The organism is Qipengyuania pelagi, assembly GCF_009827295.1.
In the GTDB taxonomy this organism is placed as follows: Bacteria; Pseudomonadota; Alphaproteobacteria; order Sphingomonadales; family Sphingomonadaceae; genus Qipengyuania; species Qipengyuania pelagi.
On sequence record NZ_WTYD01000001.1, the window covers coordinates 164534 to 185265 of the forward strand.

The following is a 20732-nucleotide window of genomic DNA, read 5'->3' on the forward strand; positions in this document are numbered from 1 at the left end:
GGCCTTGGCCGGGAAGATTGGTTGATGGACTGACATACGTTCTCTCGAATTTGAGCGGGCATATTTGTCAGCCAATCGTGAAAATGCGGTAACCCTCTGGCTCGCTGCATCGCTGCAAATCGATCAAGCCGGCGATTGCTCGAAAAATCGTCACGCCGAGGTCTCCGCTCATGTTCGCGGATGTCCACCCAAGTTTTTCATGTTTTTTTCATGGAAACGCAGCCCATCTCTTCTAAGTCATTGAAAAGATGGTGGGCGCGGCAAGGATTGAACTTGCGACCCCACCCGTGTGAAGGGTGTGCTCTACCACTGAGCTACGCGCCCGCCCGTGGGGCAGCTTTGGGCTGCCGGGCAGGGGCGCGCCTTTACGCCTGGTGGACGGCCTTGGCAAGCGGTCAGCGCGAAATTTGCGCCTCTCGCCTCGCCTGCTGCTCGATCAATCGAGGATCAGTCTGGCCAGCCTGCCCAGCCAACCATTCAGCTCGCCACCCATCCCGTCAACACGGGCCGTTTTGGCGGTCGGTGTCTGCGGGCATTCGAGGCAGTAGACCTGCGCGCCCTGCGTGGTGAGCAGGCGATCGAGATCGGCCTCGATCCTCCCGGCGAGCGCCTGCTGGCGGCGCGCGAACAGGGCGGTCATGTCGGCCCGCGCCTCGCTTTCATCACCGATCAGCCACTGGCGCAGAAGGGTATCGTAGGTGCCGGGCTCGTCACCCAGATAGGCGACGTGCCAGCCGCCGTCCTCGAGGCCCGCTTCCTTCGCGGCCCAGTCGATCGCGGTCTGGAGACTGCCATACTGGTCGACCAGGCCGATCTGGCGCGCCGCACCGCCGTCCCAGACCCGGCCCTGACCGATGCGGTCCGCTTGTTCCATGCTGAGATTGCGCGCCTGCGACACGCGGGTGAGGAAATCGCGATAGCCGTCCTCGATCCCCGACTGGATCATCGCATCGACTTCGGGGGTGAAGCCGCCGATCAGGTCCGGCTGGCCCGAAAGCGGCGTGGTGCGCACGCCATCGGTCGAAACGCCGATGCGCGCTGCGAGATTTTCGAAAGTCGGGATCACGGCGAAGATGCCGATCGATCCGGTGATCGTCTCCGGCTCGGCGAAGATGCGGTCGGCGGGGGTCGAGACCCAATATCCGCCGCTCGCCGCGACATTCGCCATCGAGACCGCGATCGGGATGTCGTTCGCCTTGTGCCGCAGGATCGCGCGGCGAATTTCCTCGCTCGCCAGCACCGATCCGCCGGGCGAATCGACCCGCACGACCAGAGCCGAAAGATCGTCGTTCAGCGCTTCGTCGAGCAGGTCGGCGATGCGCGTCCCGCCCGCCGTGCCCGGACCCGCGTCCCCGTCGACGATCTGGCCCGCAATGGTGACCACGCCGATCGTGCCGCCATCCGCCGCGGGCTCCGTATCCTCGAGCCAGGGGTCGAGCTCGGTGGCCGGATAGGCGTTGCGCTCGCTGGACCAATCGTCCGCGCCGACCACTTCCACCACCCGCGCTTCGAATTCGTCGCGGCTGCCGAGCTTGTCGACCAGCCCGGCAGCGAGCGCGGCGCTGGCCGGATCGCCATTCGACGCAGCCAGCCACGCCTGCGGATCGCGCGTGGCGAGCGTGATATCGGCTTTGGGCCGCGCCTTCTTCACATGCGCCTGCCATTCGCCCCACAGCGCGCCGTAGAGCGCGGCGTAATTCTCGCGCGCCTCGTCCGACATGGTGTTGCGCAGATAGGGTTCGACCGCGCTCTTATAGGTGCCGACGCGATAGACGCGGGCGTTGACGTCGAGATTTTCGAGCAATTGCCCGTAATAGAGATTGCCGCCGCCCGGCCCGGCAATGGCCGCGCCGCCCAGCGGGTCGACCCAGATCTCGCTGGCATGGCTGGCGAGCAGCAGGGCATCGTCGGCATAGGCGGTGGCGAAGCTCAGCACCGGCTTGTCCGCTGCGCGCACCCGGTCGATCGCCTCGCCGATATCCTGCAGATGGACCTGTCCACCGCCCAAGAAGCTGTCGAGATCGAGCACGACCGCGGTGATCCGCTCGTCGCTCGCCGCCGCGTCAAGCGCGCGCACGAGGTCGCGCGCCTGATATTCACCGACCGGCGCGGCGCCCGACAGCAGCGCCTGGAACGGATCGATCGGGGTGCGTTCCTCGACCACCACCCCGTCTAGCGCGAGGACCAGCGCGCCTTCGCGGACCTGCGCGGGGCTGGGCCGCGCGGTCAGCACGGCATAGAGCGCGAAGAAGAACAGCAGCATGAAGACGAGCACCAGTCCGTCCTTGATCCCCACCAGCAAGCGCCACACCCGGCCTGCGAATTTCATGCGATCGTCCCCATCAACTTGCAGTCTTCAGCTTGGGGCGGGGTGTAGGCACGATGCGGGGCAAGCGCCACCGATAATGCTTGAGCGGCCCATGGCGGTCGATTAGGGGCATGGCTTCAATGGCATCGTCCGGCGTCCCTTCCTCCCAAAACCGCTATCCTGCGGGTCGGCTCGCCTTCCCGCATCGCGACCTCACCGGCATCGCGCAGCTGGAGCGGCACGAAATCCTGTTCCTGCTCGACGAGGCGGAACAATGGGTCGATTTGAACCGCAAGCGGCACAAGCATCACGATACGCTCGCCGGGCTGACGATCATCAATGCCTTTTTCGAGAATTCCACCCGCACGCTCCTGAGCTTCGAGATCGCGGGCAAAAGATTGGGCGCGGATGTCGTGAACATGCACGCCGCCACCAGCAGCGTGAAGAAGGGCGAGACGCTGATCGATACCGCGATCACGCTTAACGCCATGCGCGCCGACGGGATCGTGATCCGCCACGGATCGAGCGGGGCGACCCAGCTGATCGCGGGGCTGGTCGATTGTCCGGTCCTCAATGCGGGCGACGGGCAGCACGAGCATCCGACCCAGGCCCTGCTCGACGCTCTGGCCCTGCGCGAGGCGCTGGCCGACCGGGGCGAGCCGAGCGAGGATTTCACCGGGCTGACCGTGACGATCTGCGGCGACATCCTGCACAGCCGCGTCGCGCGCTCGAACCTTCTGTGCCTTCAGGCTCTGGGCGCGAGCGTGCGGCTGTGCGCGCCGCCCGCGCTGATGCCGCAGGGGATCGAACGGATGGGGGCGGAAGTATTCCACGATTTCGACCGGGCGCTGAAAGGCGCCGACGTGGTGATGATGCTGCGCCTCCAGACCGAGCGGATGAGCGGCCAGTTCATCCCCTCCGCGCGCGAATATCATCACCTTTACGGGCTGACGAAGCAGCGGCTCGACAATGCCGCGCCCGAAGCGTTGGTCATGCATCCCGGCCCGATGAATCGCGGGGTCGAGATCGACAGCGACGTCGCCGATATGCTCGATCGTTCGATCATCACCCGGCAGGTCGAAATGGGCGTGGCGATCCGCATGGCCTGTCTCGACGTGCTGACCCGAAAGGCGCGCGGCGTGGAGGGATGGGCGTGAAGCAGGCCAAGCCGATCACGATCGCGGGCGGCAGGCTGGTCCTGCCCGATGGGCTCCGCGAAGGCACGATCAGGCTGGTCGACGGGCGGATCGCGGCGCTGGGCGATGTCGCGCCGCAGGACGGTTACGAGGTGGTGCAGGCGCGCGGAAGTCTCGTCGCGCCGGGTCTGGTCGATTACGGCGTGTTCGCGGTCGACAAGCCGGCCTTCCATTTCGGCGGGATCACGCGCGCCGCGCTGATGCCCGACCAGTCCCCGCCGCTCGATCTGCCGAGCCGGGTGGCCCATATCTCGAAAAGCGGGAAGCCCGATTTCTGGGTCCACCCGCTTGCCGCCGCGACGCGCGGGCTCGAAGGGGAATCGCTCGCCGAAGCGGCGCTGATGCGCGCGGCGGGCGCGCGCGGGATTGCGACCGGGCGGCGCTGGATCGGCGATTCGGGCGTGATGCTGCGGCTCCTGCGCTATGCCGCCATGCTGGACCTGCCCGTGGTGGCCCATGCCGAAGACGGCGCGCTGGCCGCTGATGCGGTGGCGACCGCAGGCGAGATGGCGACCCGACTGGGATTGCCGAGCGCGCCTGCCGAAGCCGAGACTCTGGCGATCGCGCGCGATCTGGCGCTCGCCGAGATCGCGGGCGCGCGCATCCATTTCCGCCAGGTGACGACGCGCGCGGGGATCGCCCTGATCCGCGAAGCGAAGGCGCGCGGCGCGAAGGTGACCGCGGGGGTGACGCCCGCCCATTTCATGCTGTCCGATCTCGCCATCGCGGATTTCCGCAGCTTCATGCGCCTGTCTCCGCCGCTGAGGCCCGAGGACGATCGCGAGGCGGTGATCGAGGGGATTGCGGACGGGACGATCGATATCGTCTCCAGCGGCCACGATCCACGCGGCGCGGAGGACAAGCGCCTCCCCTTCGCCGACGCCGAACCGGGGATGGCGGGGGCCGAGACCCTGCTCGCCATGCTTTTGACGCTGGAGCGGGACGGACGGATCGACATGGCGCGCGTCTTCGACCTCTGCGCCACTGCGCCCGCGCGCCTGCTGGGTGTCGAGGCCGGGGTGCTGGCCCAGGGATACGAGGCGGATATCGCGCTGATCGATCCCGAGAAGCCCTGGATCGTCGATCGGCGCAAGATGGAAGCGAGCGCGGGCAACACGCCCTTCGACGGTCAGCCGACGCAGGGCCGGGTGACCGCTCTGTTCAAAGGCGGTGTCGCGGTAAAGCTCTAGCGCGCGGCCAACCGCATTTTGGCCTTAAAACAACGCCATCCGCGTGGTGGCGTTACCGGGACGCCATCCGCACATTGGTTTCGAGTGCGCCGGGCAGCGGATTGTTGGCCGCATAGGCGATGCAGCCGCCGCCACCCTTCTTGACCAGCGAACACAGGTTGCGCGCGCTCGCTTCGGCATAGCCCGAGGCGGCGACGCGGTAATACATCTTACCCTTGACCTTGGCCTTGGTGATGACCTTCTCCGCGCCTGCCAGTTCGGGATGGCGCTGCTGGAAGATCTTCCAGGCCTGCTGCGCATCCGACATCGAGAAATAGCTGCCGAGTTGGACGCGATAATCGCCGCGCTCGGCCACGAAGCCGGTGCTCGGAGCGCTCGGCGCAGCGGTGCGAGCGACGGCCGGGGCCGACGTTGCGACGCGCGCCGGAGCGGGCGCGGAAACGCGCTCGACCGGGCGGGCTTGCGGGGCTTCGAAGGCCGCGGCCACCGAATGCGCGACGGGGCGCGCGATCGTGCCGGGTGCGGCTTTGGGTGCGGACTTCGGCGCAGCGGGCACCGCCTCAGCCGCATTCAGCGGCGGCAATTCACCGTTCGCGGCAAAAGCTGGCTTCGGCGCCGGAGCAGACGTGGCAGATTCCGCTGCCAGCTGGTTGACGCTGGGATGGTTGGCGAGGGCGAGGCGCGCCGGCTGGCCGGGGTCCTGCACCATGTCGACGCCGAGCAGGTCGGCGACGCGATGGCGGAAATAGACGGGGTTCGCCATCTGGCCCCAATGCGCCATGCGTTCGCCCACCTTGTCGGCGGGGACGTCTTCTGCCGCCATCAGCCGCGCCGCGCGCCAATCGCCCTGTAGCGCATAGGCGTAAGCGAGGTTCTGGCGCACCTTGGCGGAGTTTTCGCCGAAGCGAAGCTGGTTGGCGAGCACGAGGACGCCGCGCTGCGGCTGGCCCGCCAAAGCGATGGCGAGGCCGAAATCCGCCGGATCGAGATCCGTCTCGTGCGTATCCAGCGTGGCGAGGGCGGCGGCCTGCTGTCCGCTGGCGATCTGGGCGAGGGCGAGCGAGACGATCGTGCGCGGGGATGCCGCGCCCAGTTGCAGCGCTTCGTCGAGCGTCGCGGCGGCCGATTCGAACCGTCCGGCCTCGATATAGGCGGCGCCGAGCAATTCGCGCAGACCTGCATCGCGTGGCGATGCCAGCACGGCGCTTTCCGCGAAGCTGACCGCCTTGTCGCTCTTGCCCTTGGCGAGCGCGTCTTCGGCCTTGACCGCCGAAACGGAAGCGGGCGGCGCGACCTTGGCGCTGCATCCCATCAGCGTGGCGCTTGCAAGTGCGGTGGTCAGCGTCAGGCCCACCATGCGGGCGGTCCGATCGATAGTCATGCGGCGCATTTCCCTCTCCCTCAGCGGTCGGGCATTCGATTCTGCGAACCTCGTCACGGGCGTTTCACCTGCGTGGCCAGAGTTTCGATTTCGGGCATTCTGGCGAGCATCGCGTCGAGCGCCTGCGTCACCAGGACCTGGGCGCTCGACCCGCTGATCGTGGAGGCGAGGCGGAGGCGCAGATGGCGTTCGGGGTCGAGCCGCAAGGTGAAGGCGGCGCGGCGATTGCCCGACGATGCGGCCTTGGCGACCAGCTTCGCAGCGGGCTTGATCGCAGCCTCGACGGCGTCCTGGCGATTCTCGTCGAGCTTTCTCGCGATCCGCTCGATGGTCTCGCGCACGGGGCTGGGGGCAGGCCTGGGCTCGATGACGGGCTCGATGTCGGGCGCGGCTTCGGCTTGGCCGACATCGGAAGCACGCGCATCCGATTCGCCGCCGAAGCGCACGATCCGCGCACCGGGGATGGGGTCGTGATCGCCCATGTCGTTCCAGCCGAGATCTTCCAGTTCGGCGGCGGCATCGGCGGGATCGATCTTGCCCGCCATGCCGTGCTGCGGGCGCATGGCCGGGCGCGCGCCGCCCTTGCGGGCTAGCAGCGTCGGCGAAAGGGAGGCGAAGCTGGCGTCGCTCATGATCCTGATCCCGTCCGGGCCCCTTCCTTACTGCGCCACCCGGCGGCCGAAGCCACCCTGGGGGCGATGAGCGCTGGGCATCGCGCTCTGCATGTTCGGCGCGGCGAAGACGGTGCGGCGGAAATTCTTTTCGAGCCGGTCGGAGACATATTTCCACAGCGCGGTGACTTCGGCGGCGCTGCGGCTTTCGGGGTCGACTTCCATGACCGTGCGCCCGTCGATCATCGAGGCCGCGAAATCGGTGCGATGGTGGAGCGTGATCGGTGCGACCGTCCCGTGCTGCGACAGAGCGACAGCGGCTTCGGAGGTGATGCGCGCCTTGGGCGTCGCGCCGTTGACCACGAAGACCAGCGGCTTGCCTGCGCGTTCGCACAGATCGACCGTCGCGCCCACGGCGCGCAGATCGTGGGGAGAAGGCCGGGTGGGCACGACGATCAGTTCGGCGACCGAGATCACGGACTGGATGGCCATGGTGATGGCGGGCGGCGTGTCGATCACGGCGAGCTTGAAGCCCTGCTGGCGCAGCATCACGAGATCGCCGGCGAGCCGGGCCACGGTGGTCTGGGCGAAGGCGGGATATTCCGCCTCGCGCTCGTTCCACCAATCGGCCAGCGAGCCCTGCGGGTCGATGTCGATCAGCACCACGGGCCCCGCGCCCGCACGCTGCGCCTGCACGGCTAGGTGGCCGGACAGGGTCGTCTTGCCCGATCCGCCCTTTTGCGATGCCAATGCCAGTACACGCAAAGCCTGGTCCCCCGAAAATTCCTCGATCGCACGGACCATGTCGTCCGATCGATCTCGTCCGCGATGCGCGAACGTTCGATCCGGGGAATCGCAGACTACCCTAAATTTTAAGTTAAGGCGGGGCGCCGTTTCGACCGCTTTCGATCGCTTTCGACCCGAGCTTAATCGAAACAGGCGCGGCAACGTTTTGCTAACGCCCGGTTTACTATAGAGTGGGGGAAAGCGCCCCGCTGGATCGACGCAGGATCGATACGGGGCCATGGATCGGCGGAGACTTACGATGGCATCTTCTTCCCTTATTCGCACTCTTGGCGGCAGCGCCATGGCCGCCTGCCTCCTTGCCATGGGCGCACCCGCGCTCGCGGATGTGAAGGCCGGGGTCGATGCCTGGTCGGCGGGCGACTACGCCACGGCGGTGCGCGAATGGTCGGGGCCCGCGCAGGCGGGCGATGCCGATGCGCAGTTCAATCTGGCGCAGGCCTACAGGCTGGGGCGCGGGGTGGATGCGGACAAGGCGCAGGCCGAAGCGCTCTATGCCGCCGCCGCCGCGCAGGGCCATGTCCAGGCATCGGACAATTACGGGCTTATGCTGTTCGAGGATGGGCGGCGCGAGGCGGCCATGCCCTATATCGAGGCGGCTGCCGGCCGGGGCGATCCGCGCGCGCAATATCTCCTCGGTGTGGCGCATTTCAACGGCGATCTGGCGGAAAAGGACTGGCCGCGCGCCTATGCGCTGTTGACGCTCGCCAATAATAGCGGCCTGCCGCAGGCCCGCGCGGCGATGGCGCAGATGGACGAATTCGTGCCTCTCGCCGATCGCCAGCAGGCGCAGGTCCTCGCCCAGCAGATCAAGAGCGAGGCTGACGCCAATCGTGCGCGTCAGCTCGCCGCGATCGATCTCGGCGGCGCGCCGGTGGCAGTGCCGACCGCGACCGCCCCGGCGCGCGCTGCCGCTCCTGTTCCTGCTGCAACGCGCCCGGTCGAAGTGGCGCGGGCGGATAGTGCCGGGGCCGATTACACGCTGCCCGAAGGTCGTGGCCAACCGGTCCCCGCCGCCACGCGAGCGACGCCGGTTCCAGGCAAGCCCGCAGCGCAGGCCGCCCCTGTCACCGCAAGCATTCCGGCAAGTGCGAGCGCGCGGATGTCGGGCGAATGGAAATTGCAGCTCGGCGCTTTCGGCAATTCCGGCAATGCCGATCGCCTGACAAGCCGTCTGACAGGCAATGCCGCTCTCGGCGGTGCGCGTGTCGAGCAGGAAGCCGCCGGGCGCCTCACCAAAGTGATGGCGGTCGGCTATCCCAGCCGCGATGCTGCCGAGGCTGCGTGTTCGGCGCTGAAACGCGGCGGACAGGACTGCCTCGTTACCCGCTGATCGCGTAACGCCTGCTCAATCGAGCCGCGTCGCCCGATCGCGAGCGCACGTCCCATGCAGCGGCGCTCGCATCTGGAGAGAACCCCCATAAAACTCGTCGGTTACGGAGCCCGCCCTGATCGTCTAGGGACGCGCGAAGGGGGATGATGGCATGGCGAATATGCTGAAGACGCTGGTCAAGGATTACGGCTGGATACACACCTCGCTCGGCGTGACCGGCAATGCCACATTCGTGGTCGGAAGCGTCCTCTTTCTCCCGCAATTCGACAATTTGCAGAAACTTGCCGTTTGGCTCTTCATCGTCGGGTCGGTGCTGATGCTGGTGGGCGCGCTGGGCAGCTTGGCGGTCAAACTGTACGACGATAGATAACGTATCGGGCGCAAGGGACGGACGCCTTGCTGGGACGATTGGGGGACAAAATGACTGAAACGCACGCAATAGCTGCCGCATCACCCGACCAGCCGCAAGCGCGTGCAGCACCGCTCGGCGCCTCGCCCGATCGGATCGCCAGCCTCGATTTCATCCGCGGCATCGCGGTGATGGGCATCCTCGCGGCGAATATCGTCGCCTTCGGCCAGCCGTTCGCCGCCTATATGTATCCCGACGCCTTCCTGACGCCGCATGGCGAGGCGGAGAACTGGATGTGGGTGGCGCAGTTCGTCCTCGTCGACGGCAAGATGCGCGCGCTGTTCTCGCTCCTGTTCGGTGCGGGGCTCTATCTGTTTCTCGAAAAGGCTTGGGCGCGCGGGCAGGGCCGCTGGCTTCAGGTGCGCCGCCTGTTGTGGCTGGGCCTGTTCGGCCTCCTCCATTTCTTCCTGATCTGGACCGGCGACATCCTGTTCCTTTACGCGGTCTCCGGTCTCGCCGTGCTGCCCTTCGCGAAGATGGCGCGCCGCAACCAGTTCATCCTCGGCGTGCTGGGATATTGTGTCGGCGGGGTGGTCTATGCCGCGATGGCAGCCTCGATGGTGATGAGCGCAAACGGGACCATTCCCGGCAATGCCGAGACGCGGGCCGAAGTCCAGGGCGTTATGGTCGACGCGCAGGACGAGGCGATCGCCGAGGACATGATCGACGCCGATCTGATCGCGAGCGGCGATTATGGCGGGCTGGTCGCGCGCAATGTCACTGTCAACGCGACCGAGCCGCTATCCATGCTGCTGCTGTTCTGGCTCGAAACCCTTCCGCTAATGCTGATGGGCATGGCGCTGTATCGCAAGGGATTGTTCTCGGGCGCGGTGGATCGCCGCAAGCAGAAGCTCTGGGGCTGGGCCGGCGTGCTGGTCGGCGGGGCGCTGACGCTCTGGATCGCACTCGCGGTTCGCGCCAGTGGATTCGGGTATTGGGACACGCTGGCCGCCTTCATCGGCTGGTCGCATTTCCCGCGTCTGTTCATGGGGCTGGGCCTGCTCGCGCTGCTAGCGCTGTGGGGCGAAACCGCGCGCGGCTGGCTGGCGGTGCGCGTATCGGCGGCGGGCCGGGCGGCCTTCACCAATTATCTCGGGACCTCGATCGTGATGATGCTCGTCTTCCATGGCTGGGCGGGGGGCCTGTTCGGCGAGTTGACGCGCGGCGCGCTGTATGGAGTCGTGGTGATCGCCTGGGGCGTGATGCTGCTCTGGTCGAAACCGTGGCTGGACCGGTATCGCTACGGCCCGCTCGAATGGCTCTGGCGGTGCCTCACTTATGGCCGCATCTTCGCGCTCCGGCGTTAAAATAGCTCTGCAACCCTTGCTATTGCGAATAACTCTCACTATTCCTGTGAATGCGAATCGATCGCAACGGGAGAGTAGCGCGCGTGTACGTCTGTATCTGCAACGCCATCCGCGAAAACGATCTGCGCCGCATGGCCCGCCATTGTCCGGGCGATGCGGAGGCCTGCTATGCCGCCCTCGGCAAAACGCCCAATTGCGGCGCGTGCCTGTGCGAAGCGGACGAGATCGTGGACGAGGAACGCGAAATGGCCTTCGTTCCCGAACACGTCGCGGCCTGATCCCGCGCTATTGAAACGCGCTCGCAATGGCGGAATTCCGCCATTTTTAAGGGCTAGCGGGCTTGTCAGCCGATGCCCTGTCCCCCATACCGCAGCGGTAACTTCCCTCGTGTAGGAGACCCCCGGTGAAGGGCGACGAAAAGGTCATCGAATATCTCAACAAGGCGCTCACCAACGAGCTGACCGCGATCAACCAGTATTGGCTGCATTACCGCGTGCTGGACAATTGGGGCGTGTTCAAGCTCGCCGCTTACGAGCGCAAGGAATCGATCGAGGAGATGGAGCACGCCGACTGGCTGGCGGACCGCATCCTGTTTCTCGACGGGCTGCCCAATTTCCAGGCGCTGCACAAATTGAAGGTCGGCGAATCGGTCAAGGAAGTGCTGGAAGCCGATCTCGCGCTGGAGATGGAGGCCATCCCGCTGCTGCGCGAAGCTGCCGAATACTGCCAGCAAGTCAAGGATTTCACCTCCGGCCAGCTGTTCGAGAAGATCCTGCGCAACGAGGAAGAGCATGTCGATTTCCTCGAAAAGCAGTTCGACATGATCGTGCGCATGGGCGAGCAGAACTACATCCAGCTTCAGAGCGCGGCTGCCGGGGAAGACGGCAATGAAGGCGGCGCCTGGGGCCTCGGGGGCGGAGACGGCAACGGCAATTGAGTTTGCGGCCTGACATGCGTCGGGCCCCCACTCGCCGCACCGTTTTGTCAGCCTAGGTGGTCAGCCTAGCTCCCAGAAGGGGGCATGGCCGGTACCGCGCTTGATGAGGCGCGCGATCCGTTTGCCGTCGGCGAACAGTTCGGCGGTTCCGTGTACGAGGTTGATATCGGAAACGAGCAGGGCGGATTCGATGCTGTCGCTGTCCAGCTCGGTATCGCTGCCGTTCGAGTGCGCGCCCGCGTTGTCGAGGGGCCGGATCACGATCTGAACTCTGCCCACATTCCTCTCCTTCGCGTGTGGCGGAAAGAGATATGGGGCTGCGCTTCTGAACGGAAACTGGAGCGACCGCTCGTCCGCCCGCAAATCCATAACGTCTTGGCGCAAAAGTGATTTTACGTGCCCCTTGCGAATATGCCGGGTCAGTCGCGATTGCGCTCGCGGCGTCGCCAAAGACGCTTGCGGGACGAGCGCGGGGGTTTGATCCCGACCGCGGCGAGGCGGGTCTCGCGGAAGAAATAGATCAGGCCGATAATCAGCAGCACCATGGTCAGGATCCAGCAGGTCGCGATCAGCGTGCCGATCTGCGCCTCGATCCATGCGCTGATGAACAGCAACGCGATCACCAGGCTGATGACCGATGCGGCGCCGGTGCCGAACATGACCGCGACCTGCGCCAGCGCGCGCCTTTTTTCTAGCCAGACGCGTTCCTCGTCCTGCGGGTCGGTCCTTCCATCCTCGATTCGGTCGTCGATGCGCTCGATCCGGTTCGCGATCCAGATCATGCGGCTGACCAGCACATTCATGATCGCCCCGATCGCGGCCAGCAGGAAGGCGGGCGCGAGGCTTAGCGAAACGATCTGCTGCACGCGCGGCGTGCTTGCCGTGCGCTGGAGGATATCGGACGCAACCGGGACGGCGGAGCTTAAGAGGTCGACGATCATTCGGACGCGTAGGGGTTCTTGGCGCTCTTGAGCACGACGCGCACGGGCACGGCGTCGAAGCCGAGCTTCGCGCGGATCCCGTTGACGAGATAGCGTTCGTAGCTTTTGGGCAACATATCCAATCGGGTGCCGAACACGACGAATCGCGGCGGGCGGGTTCCGGCCTGGGTGATGTAGCGCAGCTTGATCCGCTTGCCGCCGGGGGCGGGTGGGGGATTGGCTTCCAGCGCATCGTCGAACCAGCGGTTGAGCGCGGCGGTGGAGACGCGCTTCGACCAGGTCTCGCGCAATTCGAAGGCGGCGTTCAGCATGGTGTCGAGACCCTTGCCGGTCTTCGCGCTGACTGCGAGCACGGGGAGGCCGCGTACTTGCGCCAGCCCATCGTCGAGCGCGCCCTTGATCCCGTTGAACAACGCGCTGGCATTGCCGCCCGGTTCCTGTCCGGCAACGTCCCATTTGTTGATCGCGATCATCAGCGCGCGACCTTCCTGCAGGACCATGTCGGCGATCTTGAGGTCCTGATGTTCGAGGCCCTTGGTGGCATCGAGCAGCAGGACGACGACCTCGGCGAAATCCACCGCGCGGCGCGCATCGGCGACCGACAGTTTCTCGAGCTTTTCGACCACGCGCGCCTTCTTGCGCATCCCCGCCGTGTCGATCAGGCGGATTTCGCGTGTCTCCCCATCGCGTGGATTGGTCCAGCTCCAGTCGACAGCGATCGAATCGCGGGTGATCCCGGCTTCGGGGCCGGTCAGCAGGCGATTCTCGCCTAGAAGCCGGTTGATCAGCGTGGACTTGCCCGCATTTGGGCGCCCCACGATGGCGAGCTTGAGGGGGCCGCGCGGGCGCTCCCCGTCCTCGTCGTCATCCTCGACCGGTTCGCCCTCGTCAGCAGCCTCCGCCTTCTCGCCGATCACCGGCCACAAGGCGCCGAAGAGATCCGCCACGCCTTCGCCATGTTCGGCGGACAGCGGCACCGGCTCGCCGAGGCCGAGGCCATAGCTTTCGAACACGCCCGCTTCGCCCGCGCGCCCTTCGGCCTTGTTGGCAACGAGCACGACCGGAACGCTCTGCTGCCGCAGCCAGCGCCCGATCTCCTCGTCGAGCGGGGTCAGCCCCGCTCGTGCATCGATCACGAACAGGGCCGCATCGGCGCCTTCGATGCTGACTTCGGTCTGGGCGCGCATCCGCCCGGGGAGCGTGTCCGCGTCTTCATCCTCCCATCCGGCGGTGTCGACCACGGTGAATTGCAGGCCCGCGATCTCGGCATCGCCCATCCGCCGGTCGCGCGTGACGCCGGGCTGATCGTCCACCAGCGCCAGCTTCTTGCCGATCAGCCGGTTGAACAGAGTGGACTTGCCCACATTCGGACGTCCGATGATGATGACGGTGGGTTTCATGAAAAGCGGCTTTCGTTTCGCGCGGGCAGGTGGCCCCTGGGGCGGCTTTTGGCAAGCACGCGATCCGCGCCCGGCAGCCTTACGGTTAAATTCTGTTTACCCTGACTGACAGGGGTGCGGCAAATTTTTGCCGCCATTACGGTAGGCATGTACAAGCCTTCTCACCGCTCGCTCGCCATCGCGCTCCTCGCCGGTTCCACCGCCTTCGCTCCGTCGCTCGCCGCGCGCGATGCGCCTGGTTTCGAAGCGCGCACCGTGTCGCCAGCGATCGGCGCTCAGGATGAACTGGCGCCCTATCTCCAATGCGTGCCCTATGCCCGTCAGGTGTCGGGCATCCAAATCTATGGCGATGCCCGCACATGGTGGGATCAGGCGCAGGGCCGATACGCCACCGGCACCGTGCCGAAGAAGGGCGCGGTGATGACCTTCCGCCCGCATCGCTCGATGGAACTGGGCCATGTCGCGGCGGTCAGCCGTGTAATCGACAGCCGCACCGTGTTGCTCGACCATGCGAACTGGTCACCGATCGACGGGCGGCGCGGGCAGATCGAGCGCGACGTCATGGCGGTCGACGTGTCCCCCGCCAATGACTGGAGCGCGGTGCGCGTGTGGTATCACCCGCTGGGCGCGCTCGGTACCACCGAATGGCCGGTAGAAGGATTCATCTATCCGGGCCGCGCCGCCAGTCCGGCTGCAGCACCGACGCGAGTGGCAGAGGCGCCCGCCATTCCGAGCGGGCCGACGCGGCTCAAGAGCTCGCGCCAGTTCCTCGCCGCGTTCAGCAATCTCGATTGATTGTCAGGCGCGGCTGAAGATCAGGCCTTCGCGACCGGCGCGTCGTCACCCAGATCCTCGTACCAGGCTTCGACCGGGCCGTTCAGCTTGATGGTCAGCGGATTGCCCTTGCGATCCATGGTCTTGCCCGCCTGGACGCGCACCCAGCCTTCGGAAATCGAATATTCCTCGATATCGCGGCGCTGATTGCCCTTGAAACGAATCCCGACTCCGCGCTGCAAGACCTCCTGATTGAAATGGGCGTTGCGCGGATTGACGGACAGGCGATCGGGCGGAACGTCGCTGGCGTCGGTGGCCTTTGCGGCGGTGCCGGTGTCGGAGGTGGTTTCGGCGCCAATCGTATCGGTTGGCGTGTTCTCGGTTTCGTCGGTCATGCCGCGCCCCTAATTCCCAAGGGTTCGGGCGGCAAGATCATTTGCGTCCGCGCATTACACGACTTCAGCCAGCTCGCCGAGATCAATCAGGCGGCGGTGGCGTTTCCAGCGGCGCACGATCGGGCTGGTCGTAATCGGGCTGGACCGGCTCGATCTCGTCCGGTTCGTCGAACGGGGTTTCCGAAGGCGGGCTTTCGGCCGGGACCTCGCTGGGCGCGCCGGGATCGATAGTGTCGGCATTGGGATCGGGCTGCGTGGCCATGATTGAGGCTCCTTACGCGGTAAATGGGGAAAACGATCAGTCGGGCGGAAGGTTGATGGTCGGCTCCCCGATCCCATCGCGCTTGTCGCGCTCCACCAATTTGTCGGACAGTTCGGTATCGATCTCGTCGGGATCGCTTCGATGGCCGAGCACCTCGCCCTCCGTTTCGCCCTCATCCTCCATCTCGGCGGCGGTCTAGGGATTCACGTTGGGATCGATGGTCGGCGGGGTCGCTGGCGGCGTGCGCGGGGTTTCGTAGTCGGGATCGGGCGTGTCGGTCATCGAGGGGATCCTTTCACCAGCATCAACCGATGACGGGTCTGCCCCGTTCCTCGCGTCATCGGCGCTTCACCGCCGCGCTTGCCCTTTTCGGCGCAGCGCATTAGAGGCACGCGGCTACACGCGCGCTGGCGGCTGCTGGCGCGCGGCTTCGTTCGTAATGCGGGCGGATTGCGGGCGTGGCGGAATTGGTAGACGCGCTGGTTTTAGGTACCAGTATCGAAAGATGTGGGGGTTCGAGTCCCTTCGCCCGCACCAGCCGCCGCCAACCGGCCATCCCTCGCGCAGCCCGATAGACAAGATTCGAGAGTATCCGTTCCCATGCAGATTACCGAGACGACCAATGAAGGCCTCAAGCGCGCTTACACGCTGACGATCCCTGCCAAGGACATCGATGCGCGCATCGGTGGCGAGATCAAGAAGCTCGCCCCGCAGATCCGCATGCCCGGTTTCCGCCCCGGCAAGGTGCCCGCCAATCTGGTGCGCAAGATGCATGGCGAACAGCTCCACGCCCAGGCGATCAACGATATGATCCGCGAATCGGTCGACACGCTGATGAAGGACAAGGAATTGCGCCCGGCGATGCAGCCGAAGATCGAGCTCAACCAGGGCTACGATCAGGGCAAGGACGCCGAATTGTCGGTGGAACTGGAAGTCCTCCCCAAGGTCGACGCGCCCGATGTCGAAGGCCTGAAGCTGGAGCGCCTGACGGTTCCGGTGGCGGACGAGCAGGTCGACGAGATGCTGGGTCAGCTCGCTGGCAACAATAAGAGCTACAAGGACGCGGCGAAGAGCAAGAAGGCGAGCGACGGCGACCAGCTGATCATCGATTTCGTCGGCCGTGTCGATGGCGAGGAATTCGAAGGCGGCGCGGCGCAGAACACGCCGCTGGTCCTTGGTTCGGGCCAGTTCATCCCCGGCTTCGAAGAACAGCTTACGGGCGTGAAGACGGGTGACGAGAAGACCATCACCGTCACCTTCCCCGAAGATTACCAGGCCGCGCATCTCGCCGGCAAGGACGCGGAATTCGACATCACCGTCCAGCAGGTCAAGGTCGAGACGGAAACCGAGATCGACGACGATTTCGCCAAGAATTTCGGCCTCGACGGGCTGGACAAGTTGAAGGAACTGCTGCGCGCCCAGATCGAGCAGGAGACCAATGGCCTCACGCGCACCCAGATGAAGCGCCAGCTGCTCGACCAGCTCGCCGCGGGCCACGATTTCGCCGTTCCCCAGACCATGGTGGAGGCTGAGTTCGAACAGATCTGGGCCCAGCTTCAGCAGGAAGCCGCGCAGGCCGACGATCCCGAAGCCGCGATGAAGGAAGTCGAGGACGAGCGCGAGGATTATCGCCGCATCGCCGAGCGCCGCGTGCGTCTGGGCCTGCTGCTCTCCGAGATCGGCCAGGCCAATGGCGTCGAGGTGACCGGGCAGGAAATGTCCATGCTGATCCAGCAGGCCGCCCAGCAATATCGCGCCGAGGACCGCGAACGGTTCATGCAGTATATCCAGCAGGAGCCGATGGCCGCCGCCCAGCTGCGCGCGCCGCTCTATGAGGACAAGGTCGTCGATTTCCTCTTCGACAAGGCCGACATCACCGACCGCGAAGTGACGCGCGAGGAGCTGGAAGCCGCGATCGAGGCGGATGAGGGCGAAGAAGCCGCCAAGGCGAAGGCCCCGGCCAAGAAGAAGGCCGCGCCGAAGAAGAAGACTGCCGCCAAGGATGGCGCCAAGGATTCTGATGACGAAGCAGGCGAAAAGGCTCCGGCCAAGAAGAAGGCGCCCGCCAAGAAGGCCGCTGCGAAGAAGGACGACGCCGACGACAAGGCGCCCGCCAAGAAGCCTGCCGCCAAGAAGGCCCCGGCGAAGAAAGCCACAGCCAAGAAGGATGAGGCTAAGGCCGACGACAAGCCTGCCGCCAAGAAGCCTGCGGCCAAGAAGGCTCCGGCCAAGAAAGCCGCTAAGAAGTAAGCCTAGTTCAGGCGGGCGAGGGCATCAGGCCTGCGCCCGCCGTCTTTCAGACCCCGTCATGCGTTTTGCATGGCGGGGTTTGCTTTTGCGTGGTTGCATGTGGACGCTAAGGTGAGGCCGCGTCGCGGTCTCCAAGAATGCGCGATTGCGGGCGCTTTACCTCTCGTGAGGGTCTCTACCTCCGCCCAAATCCGCCCGATCTTCTTCTTCCTCGGCGCGCATCTGCTCGGCTTCGGCCTCTTTCAGCTCCGCGTGCAATTCCTCGCGGTCCTCATGGTCGGGCGGAACGAGCGAAGCCATGCTGTCCTCCTCGCCGACATGGATATGCGCACGGCGTTTCTCGACGAAGCCGACCGCCGGCCCGGCGAAGATGCCATGGACGAGGATCGAGAGCAGGATGGCGAAGCTCGTCGTCGCCCACAGCACGTCGAGCTGGCCGAAGGCCGCATTGTTCTGGCCGTAGGAGAGGTAATAGATCGATCCCATCCCGCGCACGCCGAGGAACGCGACTGCGAGCTTTCCGGGCAGAGGGAGGCCGCAAAAGGATTCGGCGATCAGGCCCGAGATCGGCCGGATCACGAACACCAGCGCCAGGCCGACCGCCGCCCCTGCCCAGGTGAGGCTCGACAGCACGCCGCTCGCCAGCATCGCCCCGAACCCGAACAGCACCGCGACGAGGACGATCTGCTCGATCTGGTCGATGAAATGGTGGCTGATCTTGTGATAGCGGCTGGCATTCTCACGCTGGCGGGCCGTCACCGCGGCGACGAATACGGCGAGGAAGCCATAGCCCTCGACCATTTCGGCGCAGCCATAGGCCAACAGCAGCGTGCCCAGAACGACCAGCCCTTCGCTGGTGGAATAGCGGGGGCGATCGCTGTCGACATCGTCGAGCGGGGCATCGGCCTCGCGCTCGAACACGTACCACGCGCCTGCGCGGCCTATCCCCCAGCCGACGAGGCAACCCATCGCGATGCGGAAGACGAGATCGAAAGCCGCCCATTCGGCGGTCCACCAGCCGAGCGAGGTCATGCCGACGGCAGCGATCGCGAGATAGGTGAAGGGAAAGGCCAGCCCGTCATTCAGCCCCGCTTCGACCGTCAGGCTGAAGCGCACGTCATGGCGCTTCGCCTCGCCGGGAGGGCCGACCTGGACGCTGCGTGCGAGCACCGGATCGGTCGGTGCCATCGCCGCGCCGAGAAGGATCGCGCTAGCGGGCGCGAGGCCGAGCGCCCACCAGCCGAGCAGCGCGACCGCCGCCACGGTCAGCGGCATGGCGATCACGAGCAGCGGCCAGATCTGGCGCCAATTCTTCCAGCTCACCGGGCGATCGATCGCGATACCCGCCGCCGCGAGGCTGGCGATGACGATGAATTCGGTGACGTATTCCAATGTCAGCGCATCGAACCCATCGCGCGCCGGATTGAAATGCGGCAGGCCGATCGGCAGCGAGAAGATCGCGAAGCCCGCCGCGACATAGACGATCGGCAGCGACAGCCAGAAGCGCGAGAGGTGCTTTTCGAGGCTGACCGCGAGCATCAGCCCGAGGCCGAAGATCACGAACAGGAAGATGCGCGGATCGAATTCCATCCCGTGCGGTCGCCTAGTCGGCGATTCTGGGGGCGGACGGGCGCAGGGGAGGGCTCCAGCGTTCGAAACGCGGCTGCGGCAACACGGCGCTGCGTGCGCGTTCATAGGCCGCGCCCGCCTTCAGAACGGCGTGATCGTCCCACTTCGCGCCGATGATCGAAATCCCGACCGGCAGGCCCTCGACCGCGCCCATCGGCACGGTCAGGTGGGGATAGCCCGCGATCGCGGCGGGGGCGCCGAAGCCGATCGAGCCGTTGAAATTGTCCCCGTTGACGAGATCGCTGACCCAGGCGGGGCCGCGCGTCGGCGCGACGAGGAATCTGACCCTGTTGTCGGCCAGAAGCTTGTCGATCGTCTCCACGCCCGCGATCCGCACCGCATTGGCGCGCGCCTTTTCATACGCCTCGCGGTCGGTGGTGCCTTCCGCCTGGACGAACAGGTCCTGCCCGAACCAGCGCATTTCGGTCTCTTTATTGGCTTCGTTGAAGGCGATCAGGTCGGCCAGGCTGCGGGGCATATCCTCCCCCGGTAGGGAGGACAGGTATTTTCCCATCTCCTCGCGCAGTTCGAACATCAGCACCTGGAAGCTGTCGCGATACATCGCGGTGTCGGGTTCGAACTCGATCTCGACCAGCTCGGCGCCCGCCCGCTCCATATCGGCCAGCGCGGCATCGAAGGTCGCGGTCAAATCCTGTCGATCGCCGACCTGGCCGCGCATCACGCCGATACGCACGCCCGCGAGCGAGGCCTCGGCCAGCCCGGCGGCGTAATCGGCGGGACGGTTCGGCACCGTGGTCGTCACGGCATCCGCCGGGTCCGCACCCGCAATGGCGGTCAGGAGCATGGCGGCATCCTTGACGCTGCGCGCCATCGGCCCGGCCGTGTCCTGCGTGCTGGAAATGGGCACGACATGCGTGCGGCTGACCACGCCGACGCTGGGCTTGAAGCCGACCACGCCGTTGATCGAGGCGGGGCAGGTGATCGATCCGTTGGTCTCCGTTCCGATCGCAGCCCAGGCGAAGCCCGCCGCCACCGCCGCGCCGCTGCCCGAGGACGAGCCGCAGCTGTTGCGATCGATCGCGTGAGGATTGCGGACGAGCCCACCCACCGCGCTCCACCCGCTGGTCGAGTTGCTGTCGCGGATATTGGCCCATTCGCTGAGATTGGTCTTGCCCATCACCACGCCGCCTGCGCGGCGCAGATTGGCGATCATCGGCGCGTCGCGCCCGGTGCGATTGTTGGCGAGAGCGAGCGATCCGGCGGTGGTCGGCAATTCGCGGGTTTCGATATTGTCCTTCACAAGCACCGTTCGCCCGGCGAGCGGAAGGCGCCGTGCTGCGCGGACCTGTGCGGTTATGTCTGGCGCGAGTGCGATGATGGCGTTGAGACCATTCGGACCATCATCATATTTCAGCGTCCTGACTGCCTGGCCTACTGCCTCTCCCTCGCGAATGCCGCTGTTCGGACCGAGGGGATCGACGCCAGCAGGAAGCTCCACGCGTGGAATGTCGATCCGAACGATCGGAGGCGGGGTCTCCTGAGCCTGGGTGGCACATGCGGTAAGCGACGAGGCGAGAGCGAGCAGGGGCAGGATGCGACGGGTCATGCGGCAGCACTGCCACCGCCAAGCCCTTGCAGCAAAGC

At 65.8% G+C, this 20732-nt stretch carries 21 protein-coding genes and 2 tRNA genes; 10 read left to right on the forward strand and 13 right to left on the reverse strand.

The annotated features are described in order from the left end of the window. Window positions 1-249 precede the first annotated feature (249 nt). Window positions 250-324: transfer RNA gene (locus GRI47_RS00810), tRNA-Val, on the reverse strand. A 112-nt stretch (window positions 325-436) separates the two neighbouring features. After that, window positions 437-2329 (reverse strand): signal peptide peptidase SppA, encoded by a 1893-nt coding sequence (gene sppA / locus GRI47_RS00815; protein ID WP_160659523.1) that lies wholly within the window; start codon window positions 2327-2329, stop codon window positions 437-439. Window positions 2330-2448: 119 nt separating this feature from the next. On the opposite strand from sppA, the gene GRI47_RS00820 reads away from it, so the two are divergent. Beyond that, a complete protein-coding gene (locus GRI47_RS00820; RefSeq protein WP_160661225.1) occupies window positions 2449-3465 on the forward strand; it encodes an aspartate carbamoyltransferase catalytic subunit in 1017 nt (338 codons plus the stop codon). Further along, on the forward strand, window positions 3456-4694 hold the full coding sequence (locus GRI47_RS00825) for a dihydroorotase (protein ID WP_160659524.1): 1239 nt from the start codon (window positions 3456-3458) through the stop codon (window positions 4692-4694). Before GRI47_RS00820 ends, GRI47_RS00825 begins: the two co-directional genes overlap by 10 nt. A gap of 52 nt (window positions 4695-4746) precedes the next feature. Here the strand turns inward: GRI47_RS00825 and GRI47_RS00830 are convergent, their stop codons facing one another. Genes GRI47_RS00830 through GRI47_RS00840 form a run of 3 tightly spaced genes read right to left on the reverse strand, consistent with a single transcriptional unit; the run spans window position 4747 to window position 7451 of the window. Then, window positions 4747-6075 (reverse strand): SPOR domain-containing protein, encoded by a 1329-nt coding sequence (locus GRI47_RS00830; protein WP_160659525.1) that lies wholly within the window; start codon window positions 6073-6075, stop codon window positions 4747-4749. A gap of 53 nt (window positions 6076-6128) precedes the next feature. Continuing rightward, complete coding sequence (locus GRI47_RS00835) at window positions 6129-6707, reverse strand: hypothetical protein (protein ID WP_160659526.1); 579 nt, start codon at window positions 6705-6707, stop codon at window positions 6129-6131. Window positions 6708-6734: 27 nt separating this feature from the next. Continuing rightward, a complete protein-coding gene (locus tag GRI47_RS00840) occupies window positions 6735-7451 on the reverse strand; it encodes a ParA family protein (RefSeq protein ID WP_160661226.1) in 717 nt (238 codons plus the stop codon). 280 nt (window positions 7452-7731) lie between these two features. Here GRI47_RS00840 and GRI47_RS00845 point away from each other — a divergent pair, with 280 nt between their 5' ends. The 5 genes from GRI47_RS00845 to bfr all read left to right on the forward strand — a co-directional run bounded on the left by GRI47_RS00845 (window position 7732) and on the right by bfr (window position 11476). Continuing rightward, window positions 7732-8823 carry an SPOR domain-containing protein gene (locus GRI47_RS00845; RefSeq protein WP_160659527.1) on the forward strand — a complete coding sequence of 364 codons (1092 nt, stop codon included), beginning with the start codon at window positions 7732-7734 and terminating at the stop codon, window positions 8821-8823. Window positions 8824-8974: 151 nt separating this feature from the next. Beyond that, a complete protein-coding gene (locus tag GRI47_RS00850) occupies window positions 8975-9193 on the forward strand; it encodes a YrhK family protein (protein ID WP_160659528.1) in 219 nt (72 codons plus the stop codon). 50 nt (window positions 9194-9243) lie between these two features. Further along, window positions 9244-10539, forward strand: a complete 1296-nt coding sequence (locus GRI47_RS00855) for a DUF418 domain-containing protein (protein WP_160659529.1) — start codon at window positions 9244-9246, stop codon at window positions 10537-10539. 83 nt (window positions 10540-10622) lie between these two features. Then, window positions 10623-10817 carry a ferredoxin gene (locus GRI47_RS00860; protein ID WP_160661227.1) on the forward strand — a complete coding sequence of 65 codons (195 nt, stop codon included), beginning with the start codon at window positions 10623-10625 and terminating at the stop codon, window positions 10815-10817. Window positions 10818-10942: 125 nt separating this feature from the next. Next, window positions 10943-11476, forward strand: a complete 534-nt coding sequence (bfr, locus tag GRI47_RS00865; protein ID WP_160659530.1) for a bacterioferritin — start codon at window positions 10943-10945, stop codon at window positions 11474-11476. A 60-nt stretch (window positions 11477-11536) separates the two neighbouring features. Here bfr and GRI47_RS00870 read toward each other — a convergent pair whose 3' ends face one another. The 3 genes from GRI47_RS00870 to der all read right to left on the reverse strand — a co-directional run bounded on the left by GRI47_RS00870 (window position 11537) and on the right by der (window position 13817). Continuing rightward, window positions 11537-11755, reverse strand: a complete 219-nt coding sequence (locus tag GRI47_RS00870; protein WP_160659531.1) for a hypothetical protein — start codon at window positions 11753-11755, stop codon at window positions 11537-11539. A 140-nt stretch (window positions 11756-11895) separates the two neighbouring features. Next, the gene (locus GRI47_RS00875) at window positions 11896-12417 is read right to left on the reverse strand and encodes a DUF2721 domain-containing protein (RefSeq protein WP_160659532.1); all 522 of its coding nucleotides are present in this window, start codon (window positions 12415-12417) and stop codon (window positions 11896-11898) included. Beyond that, on the reverse strand, window positions 12414-13817 hold the full coding sequence (gene der / locus GRI47_RS00880; protein WP_160659533.1) for a ribosome biogenesis GTPase Der: 1404 nt from the start codon (window positions 13815-13817) through the stop codon (window positions 12414-12416). The genes GRI47_RS00875 and der overlap by 4 nt, the downstream gene beginning before the upstream one ends. 147 nt (window positions 13818-13964) lie before the next feature. Here der and GRI47_RS00885 point away from each other — a divergent pair, with 147 nt between their 5' ends. Next, entirely contained in the window at window positions 13965-14612 is a 648-nt protein-coding gene (locus GRI47_RS00885) for a CHAP domain-containing protein (protein WP_160659534.1), read from the forward strand. Between the two features lie 20 nt (window positions 14613-14632). Here the strand turns inward: GRI47_RS00885 and GRI47_RS00890 are convergent, their stop codons facing one another. The 3 genes from GRI47_RS00890 to GRI47_RS00900 form a co-directional block, all read right to left on the reverse strand. After that, complete coding sequence (locus GRI47_RS00890; RefSeq protein ID WP_160659535.1) at window positions 14633-14986, reverse strand: DUF3297 family protein; 354 nt, start codon at window positions 14984-14986, stop codon at window positions 14633-14635. An 82-nt stretch (window positions 14987-15068) separates the two neighbouring features. Further along, window positions 15069-15248, reverse strand: a complete 180-nt coding sequence (locus tag GRI47_RS00895; protein ID WP_160659536.1) for a hypothetical protein — start codon at window positions 15246-15248, stop codon at window positions 15069-15071. A gap of 36 nt (window positions 15249-15284) precedes the next feature. Beyond that, window positions 15285-15431 (reverse strand): hypothetical protein, encoded by a 147-nt coding sequence (locus tag GRI47_RS00900; protein ID WP_160659537.1) that lies wholly within the window; start codon window positions 15429-15431, stop codon window positions 15285-15287. Between the two features lie 269 nt (window positions 15432-15700). Here GRI47_RS00900 and GRI47_RS00905 point away from each other — a divergent pair. Together GRI47_RS00905 and tig are read left to right on the forward strand one after the other, a co-directional pair. Next, window positions 15701-15785: transfer RNA gene (locus GRI47_RS00905), tRNA-Leu, on the forward strand. A 63-nt stretch (window positions 15786-15848) separates the two neighbouring features. Next, a complete protein-coding gene (gene tig / locus GRI47_RS00910) occupies window positions 15849-17498 on the forward strand; it encodes a trigger factor (RefSeq protein ID WP_160659538.1) in 1650 nt (549 codons plus the stop codon). A 156-nt stretch (window positions 17499-17654) separates the two neighbouring features. On the opposite strand, the gene GRI47_RS00915 is transcribed toward tig, so the two are convergent. Together GRI47_RS00915 and GRI47_RS00920 are read right to left on the reverse strand one after the other, a co-directional pair. Then, on the reverse strand, window positions 17655-19088 hold the full coding sequence (locus GRI47_RS00915) for a cation:proton antiporter (RefSeq protein WP_160659539.1): 1434 nt from the start codon (window positions 19086-19088) through the stop codon (window positions 17655-17657). Window positions 19089-19101: 13 nt separating this feature from the next. Further along, window positions 19102-20694: an amidase gene (locus tag GRI47_RS00920; protein WP_160659540.1), complete on the reverse strand. Its 1593-nt coding sequence runs from the start codon at window positions 20692-20694 to the stop codon at window positions 19102-19104. Window positions 20695-20732 lie beyond the last annotated feature (38 nt).

What these genes read in the sequence shown, in the direction of transcription:
- sppA (WP_160659523.1), bottom strand. Translation starts at nt 2,329, where the DNA reads ATGAAATTCGCAGGCCGGGTGTGGCGCTTGCTGGTGGGGATCAAGGAC.
- GRI47_RS00820 (WP_160661225.1), top strand. Translation starts at nt 2,449, where the DNA reads ATGGCATCGTCCGGCGTCCCTTCCTCCCAAAACCGCTATCCTGCGGGT.
- GRI47_RS00825 (WP_160659524.1), top strand. Translation starts at nt 3,456, where the DNA reads ATGGGCGTGAAGCAGGCCAAGCCGATCACGATCGCGGGCGGCAGGCTG.
- GRI47_RS00830 (WP_160659525.1), bottom strand. Translation starts at nt 6,075, where the DNA reads ATGACTATCGATCGGACCGCCCGCATGGTGGGCCTGACGCTGACCACC.
- GRI47_RS00835 (WP_160659526.1), bottom strand. Translation starts at nt 6,707, where the DNA reads ATGAGCGACGCCAGCTTCGCCTCCCTTTCGCCGACGCTGCTAGCCCGC.
- GRI47_RS00845 (WP_160659527.1), top strand. Translation starts at nt 7,732, where the DNA reads ATGGCATCTTCTTCCCTTATTCGCACTCTTGGCGGCAGCGCCATGGCC.
- GRI47_RS00850 (WP_160659528.1), top strand. Translation starts at nt 8,975, where the DNA reads ATGGCGAATATGCTGAAGACGCTGGTCAAGGATTACGGCTGGATACAC.
- GRI47_RS00855 (WP_160659529.1), top strand. Translation starts at nt 9,244, where the DNA reads ATGACTGAAACGCACGCAATAGCTGCCGCATCACCCGACCAGCCGCAA.
- GRI47_RS00875 (WP_160659532.1), bottom strand. Translation starts at nt 12,417, where the DNA reads ATGATCGTCGACCTCTTAAGCTCCGCCGTCCCGGTTGCGTCCGATATC.
- der (WP_160659533.1), bottom strand. Translation starts at nt 13,817, where the DNA reads ATGAAACCCACCGTCATCATCATCGGACGTCCGAATGTGGGCAAGTCC.
- GRI47_RS00885 (WP_160659534.1), top strand. Translation starts at nt 13,965, where the DNA reads ATGTACAAGCCTTCTCACCGCTCGCTCGCCATCGCGCTCCTCGCCGGT.
- GRI47_RS00890 (WP_160659535.1), bottom strand. Translation starts at nt 14,986, where the DNA reads ATGACCGACGAAACCGAGAACACGCCAACCGATACGATTGGCGCCGAA.
- GRI47_RS00895 (WP_160659536.1), bottom strand. Translation starts at nt 15,248, where the DNA reads ATGGCCACGCAGCCCGATCCCAATGCCGACACTATCGATCCCGGCGCG.
- GRI47_RS00900 (WP_160659537.1), bottom strand. Translation starts at nt 15,431, where the DNA reads ATGGAGGATGAGGGCGAAACGGAGGGCGAGGTGCTCGGCCATCGAAGC.
- tig (WP_160659538.1), top strand. Translation starts at nt 15,849, where the DNA reads ATGCAGATTACCGAGACGACCAATGAAGGCCTCAAGCGCGCTTACACG.
- GRI47_RS00915 (WP_160659539.1), bottom strand. Translation starts at nt 19,088, where the DNA reads ATGGAATTCGATCCGCGCATCTTCCTGTTCGTGATCTTCGGCCTCGGG.
- GRI47_RS00920 (WP_160659540.1), bottom strand. Translation starts at nt 20,694, where the DNA reads ATGACCCGTCGCATCCTGCCCCTGCTCGCTCTCGCCTCGTCGCTTACC.